The sequence below is a fragment of the Stieleria marina genome, assembly GCA_007741555.1.
Classification (GTDB): domain Bacteria; phylum Planctomycetota; class Planctomycetia; order Pirellulales; family Pirellulaceae; genus K23-9.
On sequence record CP036526.1, the window covers coordinates 3,527,161 to 3,545,315 of the forward strand.

General features: G+C 55.4%; 10 protein-coding genes. All 10 read left to right on the top strand.

The genetic code is table 11. The annotated features are described in order from the left end of the window. Window positions 1-317 precede the first annotated feature (317 nt). The 10 genes from K239x_RS12270 to K239x_RS12315 all read left to right on the top strand — a co-directional run bounded on the left by K239x_RS12270 (window position 318) and on the right by K239x_RS12315 (window position 18,151). Complete coding sequence (locus K239x_RS12270) at window positions 318-1,367, top strand: CPBP family intramembrane glutamic endopeptidase (RefSeq protein ID WP_145418322.1); 1,050 nt, start codon at window positions 318-320, stop codon at window positions 1,365-1,367. Further along, window positions 1,367-4,390 (top strand): VWA domain-containing protein, encoded by a 3,024-nt coding sequence (locus K239x_RS12275; RefSeq protein WP_419189976.1) that lies wholly within the window; start codon window positions 1,367-1,369, stop codon window positions 4,388-4,390. Before K239x_RS12270 ends, K239x_RS12275 begins: the two co-directional genes overlap by 1 nt. Window positions 4,391-4,705: 315 nt before the next feature. Next, complete coding sequence (locus tag K239x_RS12280) at window positions 4,706-7,120, top strand: DUF4347 domain-containing protein (RefSeq protein ID WP_419189977.1); 2,415 nt, start codon at window positions 4,706-4,708, stop codon at window positions 7,118-7,120. A 32-nt stretch (window positions 7,121-7,152) separates the two neighbouring features. Then, window positions 7,153-7,917 (top strand): GNAT family N-acetyltransferase, encoded by a 765-nt coding sequence (locus tag K239x_RS12285; RefSeq protein ID WP_145418328.1) that lies wholly within the window; start codon window positions 7,153-7,155, stop codon window positions 7,915-7,917. 118 nt (window positions 7,918-8,035) lie between these two features. Continuing rightward, window positions 8,036-10,336, top strand: a complete 2,301-nt coding sequence (locus K239x_RS12290) for a serine/threonine-protein kinase (RefSeq protein ID WP_145418330.1) — start codon at window positions 8,036-8,038, stop codon at window positions 10,334-10,336. 53 nt (window positions 10,337-10,389) lie between these two features. Then, window positions 10,390-12,501 carry a hypothetical protein gene (locus K239x_RS12295; RefSeq protein WP_145418332.1) on the top strand — a complete coding sequence of 704 codons (2,112 nt, stop codon included), beginning with the start codon at window positions 10,390-10,392 and terminating at the stop codon, window positions 12,499-12,501. Then, entirely contained in the window at window positions 12,498-14,348 is a 1,851-nt protein-coding gene (locus K239x_RS12300; protein ID WP_419189978.1) for a hypothetical protein, read from the top strand. Before K239x_RS12295 ends, K239x_RS12300 begins: the two co-directional genes overlap by 4 nt. Further along, a complete protein-coding gene (locus K239x_RS12305) occupies window positions 14,345-15,211 on the top strand; it encodes a MotA/TolQ/ExbB proton channel family protein (RefSeq protein WP_145418334.1) in 867 nt (288 codons plus the stop codon). Before K239x_RS12300 ends, K239x_RS12305 begins: the two co-directional genes overlap by 4 nt. 63 nt (window positions 15,212-15,274) lie before the next feature. Further along, on the top strand, window positions 15,275-15,766 hold the full coding sequence (locus K239x_RS12310) for a hypothetical protein (RefSeq protein WP_145418336.1): 492 nt from the start codon (window positions 15,275-15,277) through the stop codon (window positions 15,764-15,766). Between the two features lie 165 nt (window positions 15,767-15,931). Then, complete coding sequence (locus K239x_RS12315; protein WP_145422336.1) at window positions 15,932-18,151, top strand: tetratricopeptide repeat protein; 2,220 nt, start codon at window positions 15,932-15,934, stop codon at window positions 18,149-18,151. The last annotated feature ends 4 nt before the right edge of the window (window positions 18,152-18,155 follow it).

An 18,155-nucleotide genomic window follows, 5' to 3' on the forward strand; every position in this document is an offset into this window, starting at 1 on the left:
CAGACGTGCAATCGGTTCTGCCAACGACGCGGCATTTGCCAATGGCAGCGGGCAGACCAAAGCGTGTTGCCTGGAACGTCCCGATTTCGACTGTGATTCGCTAGGATAGGCAACGCGGGCATGTTCGACTGGAGCTACTTTTCGCATACAATGTTGGTCGCCGCGATTTGGTTGAGAACGCGTTTTCGGTCAACAGCGGAATTGAAGCGTTTGCCAATCAATGCTGTCGCAGGACGAATGTTGTTTCGGTGCAAATCGTGCATACGATTGTTTTGCTTGTCGTTTATCAAAATCTAATGTTGACTTGAAAGCCGTTTATGTCGCCGAGTGATCCGACCGAGTCGCCTGTGGAACCCGATGGGAATCCTTACGCGACACCCGCGGCAGAAACAGTTTTCGATTCTGTCGATCAACCCGCGGCTTTGGAAGCCATTCCTGTTGCTCAAGCGGTTGGTGGGATCCGACCCCGGGTTTGGACAGCGCTGGCGGTTCCGGCAATGGCGCTGGTGCTGTGTGTGTTTGTCAGCACGGTCATGATCTTCGTTGCGATGGTTTTGGTGCTCGGGGAAAGCGACCCGAGAGCGTTGGCGAAGCCGGCTACGTTGGTTTCCATTATGGAATCAAGACTGGGGTTTTGTTTGGTCGTGATTCCTCCGCAGTTGATGCTACTCATTTCGTCCGTCTTGGCGGCCCAGTTTTCGCCCGTCGAGATTCGCCAGCGGTTATCGCTGGTACGCGGAAATTGGCCCGTATGGACTTGGCTGGCAGTCGCCGCCGCAGCGCCTCTGGTGGGGCTTGTTTCTTCCTTGATCTTAGGTCAGTTCATGATCGAAAGTGATAGTTTGAAAATGATGTCCGATGTGTTTCGCGATCACTGCGATTCGGGGTTTTTGCTGCCGTTGGCTTTGATCATCGGAGTCACGCCGGCCGTCTGCGAAGAGCTGTTGTTTCGCGGGTACGTGCAAACCCGGTTGATCCGTTCATTCAATCCAGTAATTGGCGTGACAATCGCGTCGGTGATGTTTGCTGCATTTCACATGGACTTTGTGCATTCGGTGGCTGTATTGCCACTAGGTTTTTTCCTTGGTTTTGTGGTCGCCCGAAGCGGATCATTGTTCCCCGCCATGCTGGCACACTTTGTCAACAACGCGATCAGTGTCGTGGGCGTCGCGTTTGCGCCGACGGGCGAAACCGATGTTTTAGCGCTTCCCGCGGTGATGATTTCGCTTTCGATCTTGGGTGCCGGTATGATTGGCGGTGCGTTGGTCGTTTTTGCAGCTATTTATTACCGCCCGCAGACATCCGTCGCGATTGGCGGAACAAACGCCGATGCCGCTCATTTTTCTCTTCCTGCTGAGAATGCTTGATGCTTCCCTTTCGACTTGGATTTGATCACCCCGGCTACCTTTGGTTGCTGATCGGATTGCCACTTTTGTGGTGGGTCGGTTTTTCGTCGCTCTCGGCGCTCGGTCGGTATCGTCGTTGGTTTGCGATGTTTTTTCGAGCGATCGTTTGGACCGCGATTGTCTTTGCGATCGCGGGCGTCCAGATGGTGTGGGTCAGCGACAAGGTCACGGTGATGTATCTGTTGGATCAATCCGAGAGCATTCCGCTGGCCAAACGACAAGTAATGCTGGACTACGTGGTGCGAAACGTCAGTCGGCACCGCGATCGAACACGCGAAGACCGGGCGGGTATCGTCGTATTTGGTCGCGATGCCTCGATCGAGATCCCTCCGTTTGACGACGACATTCGATTGCGTCGGCTAGAAAGTTTGCTCGAACGAAGCGATGCGACCAATTTGGAGTCAGCGCTGAATCTGGCGCAGGCGTCGATGCCGGACGATACTTCGCGACGTATCGTGATCGTTACCGACGGCAATGAAAACTTGGGGCAAGCACAAAAGCTGGTTGCACGGTTGGCGGCGGCAGGCATTGGGATCGATGTCGTGCCGGTGATCTTAAATGCAAAGTCAGAACTGTTGGTCGAAAAGATTGACTTGCCAACGAACATCCGCAAAGGCCAGCCGTTTCCCGCGCAAGTCGTCATTCAGAACTACACCGACGGCGATGGTCAGAATTTTTCCAATGCAAAGCTGCGTGTGAAACAGATCGTCGGCGGCAACGAAACGCTGCTACTGGAGGAATCCGTCAAACTGGGCAAAGGCAAGACGGTGATTCCGATGCAACACACGATCGATCAACCGGCGCCATATATCTACAAGGCGGAGATTGTTCCGGATTCGGAGGACGACGATGGGCTTTATCAAAACAACAGCGCGACGGCGTACACCTACGTGCGTGGAAAGGGGCGTGTGCTGTTGATTGAGGATCCGAATCAGGAAGGTGATTTTGATCTGATGATCGACGCTTTGCGAGACGCGGACATCGAAGTTCAGCAGCAGTACACCAATCAATTGTTTGGGACGTTGGCCGAACTCCAAGCCTACGATGCTGTGATTTTGGCAGGAGTGCCTCGAGTGTCGGGCGACACTACCGACCAGATCACTTCGTTTTCGGACGAACAGATCGAAATGTTGGTCCGCAATACTCAGCAGCTTGGTGCCGGGCTGCTGATGATCGGTGGTCCCGAGGCGCTGGGAGCTGGCGGATGGACGGGAACAGAAATCGAAAAGGCGATGCCGGTCGATTTTAAGATCAAGAATACCAAGGTCGAAGCTGTCGGGGCTCTCGCACTGATCATGCATGCGAGCGAAATGGCGGACGGTAATCACTGGCAAAAAGTGATCGCAAGAGCGGCGATCGAACAGCTGGGACCAGCGGATCTAGGGGGAGTGCTGCATTGGTCGATGAGCGGCGATGAGTGGCTCTGGGGCGGCAAAAACGGCTTGTTGTCCGTCGGTCCCAATCGCAAAGCGATGTTGGCTGCGATTGGACGCATGACGCCCGGCGACATGCCTCAGTTTGACCCTGCGATGCGGATGGCGGCCGCCAGTTTGACGCGTGCTCCCGCTTCGGTCAAACACTGCATCATCATCAGCGACGGCGACCCCAGTGATCCGTCGCCTTCGACAATTGCGTCGTTTAAGAAAAACAATATCACGATCAGCACCGTCGCGGTCGCTTCGCACGGTTTGACGGAAAGCCGGCGTCTGCGCAATATCGCCCAAGCAACGGGCGGCAAGTACTACGCCGTTGCATCGGGGAAAGCCCTGCCGCGCATTTTTCAACGCGAAGCGCGTCGAGTTGCCAGGCCACTGGTCTTCGAACCGCCTGGTGGCGTCGTGCCATCGATTGTGTTTCCACACGCACTGCTGGAAGGCGTCGATCCAGTGCTTCCGCCGATCCGTGGGTTTGTGTTTACGCAAACCAAGGACAGTCCGTTGGCGCAAGTGCTGATTCAATCGCCTAAACCCGAGCAAGCCGAAAACGCCACGGTGCTGGCAGTCTGGCCTTACGGTTTGGGGCGGACGGCGGTTTTGACCACGGACGCTGGCGCTAGGTGGGCTGGACAATGGAACGATTGGGGCGGCTACGACAAGTTTTATAGCCAACTGGTGCGTTGGTTGATGCGTCCGACGGGTGACAATGGAAAGTTTTCGATTGCGACGCAGGTGCGTGATGGGGAAGTCCAAGTGGTGGTCAATGCGTTGGGCAAGGATGACAATTTTTTGAACTTCCTGGACATGAATGCTTCGGCACTGAATCCCGACCTGAAACCCGTCGCCCTGCGAATGCGTCAAGCCGCGCCAGGCCGATACGTGGGATCGTTTCCGGTGGATGGAACGGGCAGTTATTTTATCAATGTGTTGCCTGGTCCCGGTGCCGCTCCGTTGTCGACGGGCGTGACGGTTCCGTACAGCTCTGAATATCGAGTTCGGGAAACCAATCAGGCGCTGATCGACTCGCTGGCATCGGTGATACCCAAAGGCGGCGAAGCGGGGAGGGTGACGGTGCCTCTGGATGACAAAGCAACCGAAGAGTTGGTCGACACCAATTCGTTTCGTGGCGGGCTGGCTTTGGCACGAAGTATCCGAGACGCGTGGCCTTGGTTCGTACTGACAGGATGCTGTCTTTTCTTGGCCGACGTGATGGTGCGGCGCGTTGCGATCAATTTCAATTGGGTGGGAGTCGCGATGAAACGGCTTCGCGGTGACACCAGTGAGAATGACGCGGTCGTGACGGCCCGCTTGGATGCGTTGAAAAAGAACAAGGAGGCAGTCGACGAATCGCTTCAGCGGCGACGTGCGAGCGTACGTTTTGAGCCAACGGAAGTGGACCCGGATGCGGCCGAAATCGATTTGTCCAATCCGGCTTCGGCTCCGCGTTCCCAGCCGACTGCAGCATCCAAACCTGACTCTCAGCCTGACGGACCAAGCTATACCGAACGGCTGCTGGAAGCCAAGCGCCGGGCGAAGAAAAAGGATTAGAGTTTCTGGTCATCGGGCAGCAATCTGGACTCGCTGGACTAATTGCGGCACGGATAGGCATCGCGTACGATGTGTAAAGTGGGGCGTTTGGGAAGCATTCGAGATGTGCCTGAGCTGCGTTGCGATTGCTTTTATCATTCTGAAGATCGCCGTGGAGAACACGCTTTGAATCGTTGGCATCGACTGCTGAGCTGGCCCGGCAAAACGCGCAAAACGCCTCGCCAGTCGCCGTGCAAACCATTGTCTGCAATCGGGGCCCGGTTGTTGAAACCGATGCCCGCACCAAGACATGGTCGGCAACAATCAGCTTGGTCAGTGACGCCACTTGAGCCACGGATTCTACTCGCCGGCGACACCGCCACAGCGGTGGGCTCATTGCCCGTGATGCCTACGGATTCGCTAGTTGGCACCGAGGTGGATACGGAGCTGACAAGGCAAGGATCACAGGACAACTTGGCAAGTGCTTCCGGTCGGTCGATCGTGTTTATCGACTCAAGAATCGAAGATGCCGATGTGTTGTTGGCTGGCATGGACCAGGGGGCCGAATGGATCTTGGTCGATCGCCAGTCGGATGCCATCGAACAGATCACTCAGCATTTGCAACACCGGCGCAACGTGTCGGCCGTTCACTTGGTGTCGCATGGGCAGCGTGGTCAGCTGGTCATGGGGAACGGGGGCATCGATCAATCCAGTCTGCGTGCCGCATCCGATTCGATCCGGCAATGGAAGGCAAGTTTGACGCGAGACGCTGATATTTTGATCTATGGCTGCGACGCGGGTGCGGGCGAAACGGGACTTCGATTTGCAAAATCATTTGCCGCTCTGAGTGGCGCTGACGTGGCGATTTCGACCGACGTCACCGGCAACGATGAAGGGGCGGACTGGAACCTCGAGCTGCACATCGGACTGATCGATGCAAGCTTGGCGTTCAACGAAGCCGCTCGGCAAAGCTATGCAAAGACGATGGCGTCGGTGAAGACGATCGCATCAAAGTCGCTTCAAATTGATGATCCGGTCACAGATAATTTGGTGGGTGATCGTTTAGACGATTTTCTTGAAGCGGAGAGAACGACGAACGAAAACGTATTGCCCGCGGAGACTGCATTGGTCGATCAGGAGCCAGCAGTTGCCGTGGCGGAGACACTGACGACGGGCGTCAACTTTACGGAAGTGCTCGAGCCGATTGCTGCCGAGCCGATTGCTGCCGAGCAGGTTCCTGCCGAGCTTCCGCCACTGCCATTGCAACCTGCGGTGGACCCAACGACCGACACAACGCCGCAAACGGTCGAGCCAGTCCAAGACACCAAGCTTGACGTGCCGAAGGTAGCGATCTTGGAAGCTCTTGATCAATCAGTTGTTGAATTGATTCAGGTTGCTGATGAAACGCCTAACACACCGGCGATAACACGACCTGCGACCTCAGTTGGCGAAAGCTTGCCGGCAGAGGCCTCCATTTCAATGGACTCTGTCTCACTGCTTGGTAGTCCGGTGCAAATTGGCGGCGAAAGCGTCATTGTGGATTCGCCGCCAGCAATCCAGGCGGATCCTGTTGCGGAAACGATAGGCCAGGTTCAACCGCTGCGGCCATCGGGAGCAAGCGGGCCACCTGCGAACGTGCCAACTGCGAAATCGGCAAATGTGGTTTCGGTGACATTGCCTTCGGCGATTTCGTCGCTCAAGAACAGTACGTTTCAATCGATTCGATCTGCGTCCGTCAATGCTCCCAGCAATGCGTTTGATCTGCGAACGAGTTCGGCGACTCGATCATCCTTGTCAGCGTCCGCGACATCGGTCACGGACGCCAATGTTTCGGCGAGCGTCGTTCGCGGCGAGCGGGTGAGTGCCAGTCGAGTCGTTACCGAGGGTATTTCTGCCGAAGCCGGCACTGGCCAGAAGAGGACGGTTTCGGATCGTCGATCGTCGGTAGCGGAAATTCGCGAGATGCCGACGACGGTTGAAGTGATCTACGGCCGGGGAAACAAGCGTTCGTTGAAGGCGTTGCGATCCGAAAGCAAACTCGAACCCAGCCAAAAAGAAAGTGTGTCAGATGACGCCCTTAGTACAGGATCGAGAACTGTAAAGCTTAGCGACATCAATCAGCTTGCTGCAAAATCACCAAAAGCGGAACCGTTTGACGCGGCAGAGAGTGTCGGAGACAACGTCGTTGAGATCAGCGCGAATGATCAGCAGACGCATTCGGCACCCGATGGTGCCTGGGATGCCTGGGCGATTCGCAACTCGAACACACCGGGTCCAAACGCCGAAACCTATCGTCACATTGCGGTAAACTATTCCAACCCCATTCTCGTCGCCTCGCTCCAGGGCACGCGAGTGAACCAGGGGGGAATGGATCGATCGGTGCCTGATGGCACGGCATCGGATTCTGGTTCAAAGCTGCACCGTGAGGCTTTTTCGATCGAAAAAGAGGCTTCTGAAATGCAGTTCATTTTGAGTGAATCAGTGGCGCATGTTCGCAATGTCAACACCGCGGATCAGCTTGGTGCGGTAGAGTCGATCGGCGTGATCCGACCGGTCACTCAATTGGCCAATGATGCGGTGTCGGAACTGTTGACGGTGGAGAACACGGCTCAGTCCAGTTCGCGATGGCTAGAAGTTTTTGCAGAGCCGCAGACTTGGATAGCGACAGGTCGCTTTGACCGATCGGCTCTGCCGGTTTCGTCGGTGAGCTACCTGGATCCTGTCAGTGTTTACGCTGGTGACAGCAAGTGATTGCTGGCGCGAAGACAACGCAACGTTTGACGATGGGTTCTCAAGGAAATCGCGACGCACCTGTGAATTCCGTCGTCAAACATCTTGCTGGATTGCGGTCGCGTGGGTTTCTCTACAGCGTTGGCGTCGTTGTCAATCGAATCGTGCCTGCGAGTCTGTTTCGATTTCGCTTGTTTAGTGTTTACGAATTGGCGACCGATTGCCAATGGCAAGTGAAGTCCAGTGGCGATGTGAGGTCTAACGGCGATGCGAAAAATTGGAAATTGATTTGCTGCCGGAGCGACGAACAGATTCGCGAGGCCGAACAGTTGACATTCACCACGGTCAATCAAGACGATCCGTCGGCCCAGCACCAGACTCCGTGGGTTGTGCAAAGCGAACGCGATGAGATCTTTGTCGCTGGTATTTGGGTGACGCAAGGATCATTCGATGAAATTGATTTGGGGGTACGTCTGCTGTTGCCCGACGATTCGCGGTGGCTTTACTCGGCTTATGTCGACAAGGACTTTCGTCGCCGGGGCATCTATCGGTATCTGATTTCCAATGTGATTGATCGGGTGAGCGATGAAGATGCAGAACGCGCGCTGGTGTCGATTAATCCCACGAACCGAGCATCGATGGCGGCTCATCGAACGTTGCTGAAACGGAAGATTGGAACTTGTGTCGCGGTCAAGATGCTTTGTTTCTCGATGTGCATTTCGTCCCGTCCGCTGTCTCCTCGCATAGGGGTGACGCTCCAAAACAAACGGCGTCCGATCGGATTATGTTGCGCAGGTGTCAATAATGTGCAAAGGTAGTCTTTGATTTTTGTCGCGATGAATGTTTGTCGTTACGCCGGATGCTGATTCAGTTAAACTGCATCATCGCGTTTCTAGTCGGTCTTTGTGATGTTTTGTGTTCCTTTTTGTTGGTGTGATGGCATCGTCTGACTTTCCCAAATTGCAAAGTAGCGATGATTCGTCAGGACGAGAAAATCGTTGGGGCGATGCGAAATCATTGTGGCCTTCGTCGGCATCGCACAACAGCGTCGCACGCAACACGCAGGCTAGTCGTTCGCGCGCGAGGCGATTGGCACCTTGGATTGCCGGCACCGTGTCGCTTCTTTTGCTGTTGACGACGCTGCTGATTGGATGGCGTGTCAGAGAGTCGATGCGGCGTGTTAATCGCACGTCGATTGAGACGATCCGCAGTGCCAATGTGGCGATCATGGATCTTTGGCTGACCGCCAGAACCGATGATGTCTCCGTAGCTTTGTCGGATGCCAAAGTTCGATCGGCGTCGCTTGCTCTGTTGAACGCACACGGAAACCGTGGTGTTATCAATCCGTCCGATTTGCAGTCCAAGGATGCCCGTGACGCTACATCCCAGTTGGCGAGAATTGCGTTCGATCGACGAGATTATTTGGGCTGGTGTGTGATTGATTCCCGTGGAACGGTGCTCGCTTCGGACCATCCTGAATGGGTGGCCGTGCAGTTGCCCATTCCGCTCGATACGCAGGATCAAATCGATCGATCGATCACGACGGTCACCCGCCCGTTTGTGCCGCCGGTTTCGCTAGCGAAAAAGAAAACGAAGACAACGCCAGACGCTAATGCGAAGCAATCTAAGACCGGCAAATCATCTTCAAAAAAATCGCTAAGCGGCAACGCTCCCGTGATGTTGGCAATTGCTCCGATTAGCGAAGGCGTCCGATCGCTTGGAGCACTGGTGCTAATCATTGATCCACTGCAAAAATTCTGTGATCTGCTGCAGTCGGCTCGAATCGGCAAAAGTTGCGAAACGATTGCTTTTGATCGATCCGGTGTCCTGATCACACGCAGTCGTTTTGAATCACAGCTTCGTCAATCCGGTTTGCTTAGCAGTGACCGACGTGTCACGAGTGCATTGAATGTCCATTCGCGTGTCCCAAGTGATAGTCCGATCCCTTCAGGAACTCAGTCGCCGAAACTCTTGGCGCGGCAAATGGCGGAGTTGACACTGACCGAAGCTGCGGATCAGGCGACGCGAGGTGCTGCAGGATCGAACTTGACGGGTTACCTGGATTATCGAGGCGTCAATGTCATTGGAACTTGGTGCTGGGTTCCGAAATACAACTTCGGCGTCGTTACCAAAATGGACTACGAAGAGGCCTATGGGCCGATGCAGATTCTGCGAAATGCGTTCATCATGCTGCTAGGTGTCGTGGGCCTAGCCAGCATGGGGCTGTTTGCGTTGGTCGCGATCATCCGACGGTTCGCTGCCGATCAAACGCCAGTGCGACGTTTGGGGCAGTACGATTTGACCGAATCGCTCGGTCACGGAGGAATGGGACGAGTCTATCGGGGGCGGCACGAATCGCTCCGGCGCGACGTGGCGGTAAAGGTCCTGGAACCAACCGCGGTCAACCATCATTCGTTTGCCAGATTCGAGCGAGAGGTAAGGCTGACGGCCAAGTTGGGACATCCCAATACGATCGATATTTATGATTTTGGCCGTACTGACGATGGCACGTTTTTTTATGTGATGGAGTTCGTCGAAGGAATCTCGCTGGACGATTTGATTCGCGAAGACGGCTGGCAGAGTCCCGGTCGCGTGATCCATATCCTGACGCAAATATGCGGTTCGCTGAACGAAGCACACGAGCAGGGCATGGTTCATCGCGATATTAAGCCGGCCAATATCCTGCTTTCTTCGGGAGTCGGAGTTTGCGATCTCGTCAAAGTGCTGGACTTTGGGCTGGTGCGTGAAATTGACCACGACACATTGCAGTTGACCCAGAGTGCTTCGATCACCGGCACTCCACTTTACATGTCTCCCGAAGCGATTCGTGATGCGTCTACGGCCGACGCCCGAAGTGATATCTACAGTTTGGGTGCGGTCGGTTACCACTTGCTATGTGGACAGACGGTTTTTTCGGGAGAATTGGCGGCCGACGTGTGTGCCAAGCAACTGCACGAAATTCCTTTGCGTCCGTGCCAGCGCGCAGTCGGCACCAACCAACACGGCGTGAATTCCGACTTTCCCGACGACTTGCAAGACATCTTGATGAACTGTTTGCAAAAAGATCCTTTAGCGCGCCCCCAGTCGATGGCTGAATTGGCCGATGCTCTTGGGCAATGCCAAGATGCGTGCAACTGGAAAGCCTCGGACGCTCGATCTTGGTGGGAAACGCGTTTAAACCGGGCGATCGAAAGTCCCCGTGACTTGGCGAGTGATTTCGCAGACAATGCACCGTAGAGCAAGTGAAGACTTGGGGGCAAACTAGGTTCCTATACGACAACGTGGTAGCGATGTTCGGCCTGCGTCGAAATCAGGATGAAGAATCGATCGACTGGCCCAGTTTGCAATCGCTGCTGGAAGATGATGATCAACGCGCGATAGTCAAACGAGAATTTCCCGTCGAAGGGCGTGAGAGTTTTCTTTCGGCGATCCGCCGCATTGACGAAGAAACCGCCGCGAATGTCTTGGCGGCGGGACGTCAGTATCAGTCGGCCGCAAAATTGGTCGGATTTCCGACGCTGGCCATCGCCGGGATGCTGAATAGTGGCAAGACGAGTTTGGTGGCCACTTTCCTAAGTGAACAGGGGCGGAATCGAACTCTTCGTGGAGCCAGCAACGAAGAGGGCACACACCGATTCGTTCTGTGGCTTCCTCAAGCGTGGCGATCCGATACGGAACTTTGGGGGCTGTTGATGGCCGATCTCGGTGATGCGATCGGTATGCCGCCCGAGATGCTTTCGGAGATTCCGTCCGAAGCCCACGATCAATACAACAACCGCGTTGCTGATTCGGATTCGCTTTCGATCCCTTTGGTCGCGACTGATCCTGGTTTGGACGCCGCCGGCATAGGCTTGCTGGATTGCCCGGACATCGTTTCGGACGAAGCGTTTGGTTTGGGATCGCCGCAAGACCGACGGGAATTGCTGGGACGAGCCGCGACGTTTTGTTCCGCTTTTATTGTGGTGTCATCCGCTGAATCGTCACGTGATTCGACTTTGGGCGATTTGCTACGGATATCGGCCGATTTGATGCCGGGCATACCGCGATTGTTGGCCGTCAATAAAATTCGCCCGCGTCAAACACCCGATCAAGTCCTCGACACATTTGGTCCGTTGGCTCGCGGTCACGGAATCGAATCGGTTTTTGCGGCGTACGATTTTGATGTTCCGGCAAGCAAACCCTTTATCCCAACGGACGATGAAACGGTCGCGGCGCTGGAGCAAGATGACGATCCGCAGCCCGTTTTCTTTTCGATCGATTCGGACCCTGACAACAACCCGCCCGCAGCGATTAGCGAAGAACGTCTGTTGCGTGCTTTGCCCAAGCGTTTGGATCGTTCGGAGTCGTCTGACAAGTTTATTTTGGCGCGCGAACATTCGCTGCGGACGTATTTGTGGGAGTCGGCTTTTATGGCGATCGACCGCGACGCGGATCAGTCCATCCAAGCGACGGAAAAGGCTCGCAAGTGTTTGATGGATGCTTGCCTGGAGTTCTTTGCTCGGCGAGAGCCCGGTGGCAAAGTCATCGAACTCAGACTGCATCAATCGCAGCGAATCATCCGCCAGCTAACGGAGTCGTTTGCGTTGACGGCCCCGTGGTACGCTCGCTGGGGTGTTCGCATGAACGGTTGGTTGCAACGCGCGATGGGTGGGGCCAGCGATTTTATCAAGCAGCTGACACCGACCGCGATTGCTAAGCGGACCGCGGGCGAGATCAAGGACAAGTTTCGCCGCGGTGAATACGGCGGCTTGATGACGCCGGAGAGATTGCAGTCCGCCATCGATCGCTTTGGTGGTTCGACATCGTTGCCGCATTGGTTTGACCAGAATGGCCAAGTCAACAATCGTCTGCAGTGGGACGAAGCGGCCGAGGCAGCCGTGACACGGTATGAACGCGATGATTTTACAACGCTGGACCCGCGACGGCTGGACGATGCCGTTCGTCAGATGTGGGCGGAAGTGCCCATGCGAAAAAAGTTGGCTGCTGGGTTGACGCCGCTCGCCGCAATGCTGGCTGCGTTTGGCGGCGTGTTGATGATACCGTTTGACTTTGGATCGACAGCTGCGATCGCATCGGCATCGATCCCGGAGTTGTTTGCAGCGCTTGGTTTGACCACGCTCGCGACGATGTGGGCCGGTGGGCAGAATACACGCAACGTCGGCCAGCAAGCTGCTCGGCAACAGCTTGCTGATTTTCACGCCGTGCTGTGTGATACGTATGGAGTCGCCAGGCCGAAAGAAGCACAGACAATTGCTCTTTCGGATCTCAAGGAAAATTTGCCCAAGTCACAAATTCAGCGACGTGACGGAGTCGGGCCGGCACTCAGCGTGTATCGTGTGCGAGATGAGTTTCGTCAAGAATTGCAGCATCTTTTACCTCGTAGCGGACCCGTTGGCTCGTGAATTCAGATTCCACTTCCGAACGATCGTCCAGCGAACACGGTGCGACGCTTGGCGCACCGGGTGAGCGTTTTTTGCTGCGTGTAAGAAGCAGCGCGGTCAATGTTTTGGGCGAAAGCCAGACGGGGCGCCAAGTCCTGGATCTCTGCGACGAGCATGCCGAAGCGCGTGACATGATTTTGCAAGACCGCAGTCCCGGAGCAACGGTGGTCGCGGTGGTCGGAGCAACCGGGCAGGGCAAGTCTTGGCTGATTCGTCAAATGGTGCGTGATTCCACGGTCGCCAGCAGTATCCAAAGCGGGAACAATGCGGCCGAAGCCACAGAGAAATTGCACTGGGTCGGGCCAGTGCCACCAGTCGATTTGGACTCGCGTTACGAACAATATCTGCACTGCGAAGCTTCCAAAATGCAGTCGATCGGCGTGCGTTATTTGCTGGTCGATAGCCCCGGTGCAACTGATGATCGCCGGGCTATTTCAGCGGTCGCATCCCGTGCCCTGTCGCTTGCATCGGTGCTGTTGTTGGTCGTACGCCGCGATCAGTTGCGCAGCCAAGCGGTGGGCATGTTGGCAAAGGCTAGCGAAGGCACGGTCGTGATTCCGGTTGTCAATGCCGTACGCGAACGTGACGCGTCGCTGGATTCGGACATCGATGGTTTCATCGCACACATGCGACAAGTCGCTCCGACAAGCGCGATCGTCGCGCCGGTGATTTTAGACGATTTTGATGTCGGCGAACGAAGCGAGGAATCCATCGGGTCCATGGCCGCACGTACCGTTGCAGAACGACTGCAAGATGAGCTGGGCAATTCGTGGGAAGGTGATCGCCGCCGAAGCACTCGACTAGCCGCGCTGGATGGACGGTTTCGAGCCGCGCTGCATAACGTTCTCAGTGATCGCTTGCCGGGGCTAACCATTGCAGTGCGACGGCTACACGACGAAGCGACCAAGTTACCGGCCGAGGTCGCCGAAACGCTTGTCGGCAGCGGAGGTCCGTTGCGTGCTGCGGTCCGCTCGCGATTGCGACTCTCACTTCTGACAGACACGCCCGCAATTTGCTTTCCCTATCGTTCTCAACTTGGGTTGCTAAATCTGACGCATGGAGCGTGGGACCGAGTACTACTTTCTCTTTCGGGATCGCTGCCTTCGCTGGTGAGTGCGGTTTGGAGCAGCACCAAGAACTTGGCCAACACCGCGGGCGCTGAAGACGATGTCCGCGATGGACTTCGTCGCCGAAGTGCGGCGGCGGTTGCGGATCGCCTGGGACCGTTGGCCACTCGGTTTCGCGACGAATTGGCTCAATTGCGACATCAAGGCGTCAAGAATAATCTTCCGACAAGCGATGATTCGCGAAGCCAAGTCGCGTATTTGGCGGGCATCGATGCGTTGCAAGAAGAGTCGCAACGGATCTTCGATAGCGAGGTCGACCGTGAAGCCATGGCTCCGTCGGTGGTGTTGATTTGCGCGTTGCTGGGCACGGGGATCTTTTGGTTTCTGATGTCCGGTCCCGTAATCGCTTTGTATAGCCAGTACTTTGGAGCCAGCTTCAAAGCATTTCGAGAGCTGGGGGGAGAGTTGGAATCGTTTCCGCGCCCGGAGTTTTCCATGATCTTTACCAGTTTGTTGGTTTCGATTCTTCCGACTGCATTGTTCGCCATGCTGGTTCTGTCATTCTCGCAGCGTCGCGGGTGCGTGCTGAATGCTGAAAAACGAATTCGCGACCAACATCACGAGTCGATCATTCGGCTACAGCAAAACGGAGTGCTTCGGTTGCGATGGGATGACCCCCTGCTGACTGACGCAGAGTTTTTGGTTTCGGCTGGCACCGCTGATGCGGGAGACGGAGCATGAATTGTCTTGCCATGCTGATGGTCATTGCTGGGAGCTTTATTGCTCAGGCTGATAGTGTCGATTCCGAAGGCGGGTTTTTCGATATCCTGCTTAGCGGTGGTTTGGTGGGCATCCTGATTTTGCTGACGCTTTTTGCACTTAGCGTGGCTGCCGCGTATCTGGTTTTTGATCAAGTGATGTCGCTGCGTCGGAGCGAAGTTCTGCCCGATGGAGTAGCCGAAACAGTTCGCCAAGCTCTGCTGACGGCGAGAGTTCCGGAAGCCGACGCGGCTTGTCGACGCGAACCCAGCGTGCTGAGCGTGGTGCTTTTGGCAGGTTTGAGTGAATTGGATTTTGGCTGGCGTGAAGTCGAAAAGGCGGTCGAAGATTCGCTGGCCGAACAGTCCGCGCGATTGATGCGACGCATTGAGTACTTGTCCGTGATCGGCAATATCGCACCAATGGTTGGGTTGCTGGGAACGGTAACGGGAATGATCTTTGCTTTTCAACAAGTCGCCACGACGCGTGGTTCGGCCGGCGCTGGCGATTTAGCCGAAGGAATCTATCAGGCCCTCGTCACTACGGTGGGCGGTTTGGTTGTCGCGATTCCTTCGCTGGCGGCCTATGCGATTTGCCGTAATCGTGTCGACGCATTGGTTGCCGATGTGGCTTATCAAACACAACATGCACTGTTGCCAATCAAACGCCGCCCCGCTAATCGGACTCGCACACCCGGCGCCGCGCAGCCACCGGAGCTTAAGAAGCCGGGAAGTCAGAAGCTGGGAGCTCTGAATCCAGGACCGCAAAATGCTGGTCCCAAAAAGTCAGCTTCCAAAGAACAGAAGCCTCCTCGTCCGAATCCGCCTAAGCCACCCAGCGCTTAGCCGAAGTGATGAATTGGTTTTCCAAACATTTAGTGGCCCGTGGACGCCGCAAAGGATTGTTAAATGAAGCGAACGACCCAATGGATGATGATGTTTTTGGTGGCGGGATGGGCAGTGTTGCAAGCCGATGAACCCGCTGCCGATGACTCCCGCATCGCGATTCCCGAAACGATTCAGCCGATTCCCATGCAGCCCGATGCGGCTGGTAAGATTCAAGCTGCACTGGATGGTCAGCGGATCCAAACAGGCGATGGTGTGCTCGATGACGTGTTACAAATCGCTCGGCAACGCGGTAGCATCTTGGATGGCTCCTCTTTGGACGTCGATTTAGATAGTTCGCAAGAATCAGATCCGTCGGCAAAACACAGCAACCGCCCGTCTGGCAAACAATCGGCGGTGACAGAAGCCTGCCGCACTGCTGAATCGTTGCTTAAATCGGCACGGTTGTTGGAAAAGATGGCCACTTTGGACGATGATCAAGTCAACCTGATTCGGCAACTGCGGCGCCAGTCGCTTCGCCTTTTAAGTGAGCAAATCGCTACGGATGCGAAGTAGTCCGATACCCAACCAGTCGCGCTGCTGACTGAAACGATTTCATCCAGTTATGCCGCACCGAGACTATTGGTGTGCGATCCCAACCTCCTCTAAACCGTCTTTTACCGTCCGTTGACTAAGTTCGATTACAAACAACTCTTCCGTTCTCGCCGTGCACTTTCAGTCATGGCGCTGGTGATCGGATTGGTTGGCATCGTGGCAGCGGATTATTGGTCTGCCATTCCGGTGGATGCGGCGTCAAGTTTTGTCGGCCGGTCGGCGTGCATTGATTGCCATCAGCAGCAAGCGGCGGCGTTCGAAGGGTCTCACCACGATTTGGCGATGGACTTGGCGACCGACGCGACGGTTCTGGGTGATTTCGATGATGCTACGTTCGAACATGATGGATTAATCAACCGACTGTTTCGCGATGGCGACAAGTTCATGGTCCACACCGAAGGACCAAACGGCGAAATGGAAGACTTTCAAGTCAAGTATGTTTTCGGCGTCGATCCGCTTCAGCAGTACATGGTCGAATTTGATCGCACCGATGACATGCCGGACAACGAAATTGGACGCCTGCAAGTGCTTCGCATCAGCTGGGACACCACCAACAAACGCTGGTTCTATCTCCGTCCGCCCGATGTTCCTGAGAAACTGGAGCCGGATGATCCATTGCATTGGACAGGTACCATGCAGCGGTGGCAGACGATGTGTGCTGACTGCCATTCGACGGACCTAAAGCGAAACTTTGATGTCGCGACAGCAACGTATCACACCACGTTTTCGGAGATCGATGTCAGTTGCGAAGCTTGCCACGGACCGGGAAGCATGCACGTGGAACTGGCGAACAAGAAGTCGCTTTTTTGGGATCGCAACCACGGCTATGGACTCGCTCGGCTAAAGGGAGAGGATCCCGAACCACAGTTACAAGCATGCGCTCCGTGTCATAGTCGTCGTGGTGTGTTAGACAGCACTTTTCACGCTGGTGAGAAATTCCATGACTTCTTCTCGCTAGAGCTTCTGCAACCGCAGACTTACCACGACGATGGGCAAATCAAAGACGAGGTCTACGTCTACGGTTCGTTCATCCAGAGCAAGATGTATCACAAAGGGATTCGCTGCACGGATTGTCACGACCCGCACTCTTTGGAGCTGAAACATCCCGGCAACGAAACTTGCACGTCTTGCCACCAGCATGCCGCTGGCAAGTACGATGTGCCGTCGCACCATCACCATGCACCGGGGACCGCTGGTGCTATGTGCGTGAATTGTCACATGCCGCACACGACGTACATGGAAGTTGACCCGCGTCGGGATCATAGTTTGCGAGTTCCTCGCCCTGATCTGTCGGTCGCAATCGGTACGCCCAATGCTTGTTCGGGGTGTCATGTCACCGACCAATTAAAATCGTTTAGCGAAGAGACACGCAGCGAGTTTTCTGACAAAGATTATGCTTTCTGGCAGTTGGCTGCTGAGAGCGGTAATACGGAGATTGCCGATGCGATTCGCGCGACGGACCAGTGGTGTGAAGACGCTTGCCAAAAATGGTATGGCGAGAATCGAAAGACGCCGGATCACTTTGCCACGCCGCTGGCGAAATTCCGCAGCGGCGACCGTGGCGCCGTCGAGGAACTTTTGAAGACGGCGATCGCATCGACGGAGCTGGTTCCGGATATTGCAAAGGCGACTGCGATCAATGAGCTGGCAATGGCCGGTATCGGCGAAGCGTTGCCGGCGGCAAAGCAGTTGGTCAAGAACGCTGACGAACATCCCATGGTCCGCGCGGCCGCAATCAATGCGTTCTTGAACACCGGGCCGGCCACCGCGAAGAAGTTTTTGATGCCGATGTTGCAGGACAAGTCGCCGCTGGTCAGAGGAGCCGCTGCTCGAGTGTTGCTTTCGACGGCTTACCCCACGATGAATGCGTCGCAGCGTAGCCAAGTCGACATTGCACTGGAGGGAGTTAGGAAATCGATCATGGTGGCTTCGGATCGAGGCGGCGCCCACATGAACTGGGGCATGGTATGCGAACAGCAGGGGCGTTTAAACGATGCCGCAGAAGCGTACGAGACGGCGATGCGTTTGGAACCCAGTATGACTGGTCCAAGAACCAATCTGGCGTCGGTCATGGAACGTTCGATCCAGCAGGCGCCGCGAGAACTAATACCAAGTCTGAACGAACGCATCAAAGAGCTTCGATCCGAAGAGTTGGTGTTGCTCCAACGAGATGCGCGTTTGGCTCCCAGCAATCCGGACATCCAGTATCGCTACGGATTATCGCTTTACCTAAACGGAAAGAATCAGGAAGCACTTGAGTATTTGAAAAAGGCCGTATCGCTGGCACCCGAAAATCAACAGTTCCAGATGGCTCTGCGTTTGCTCAGCGAAAAGCTGGCCGAGTAGCCGA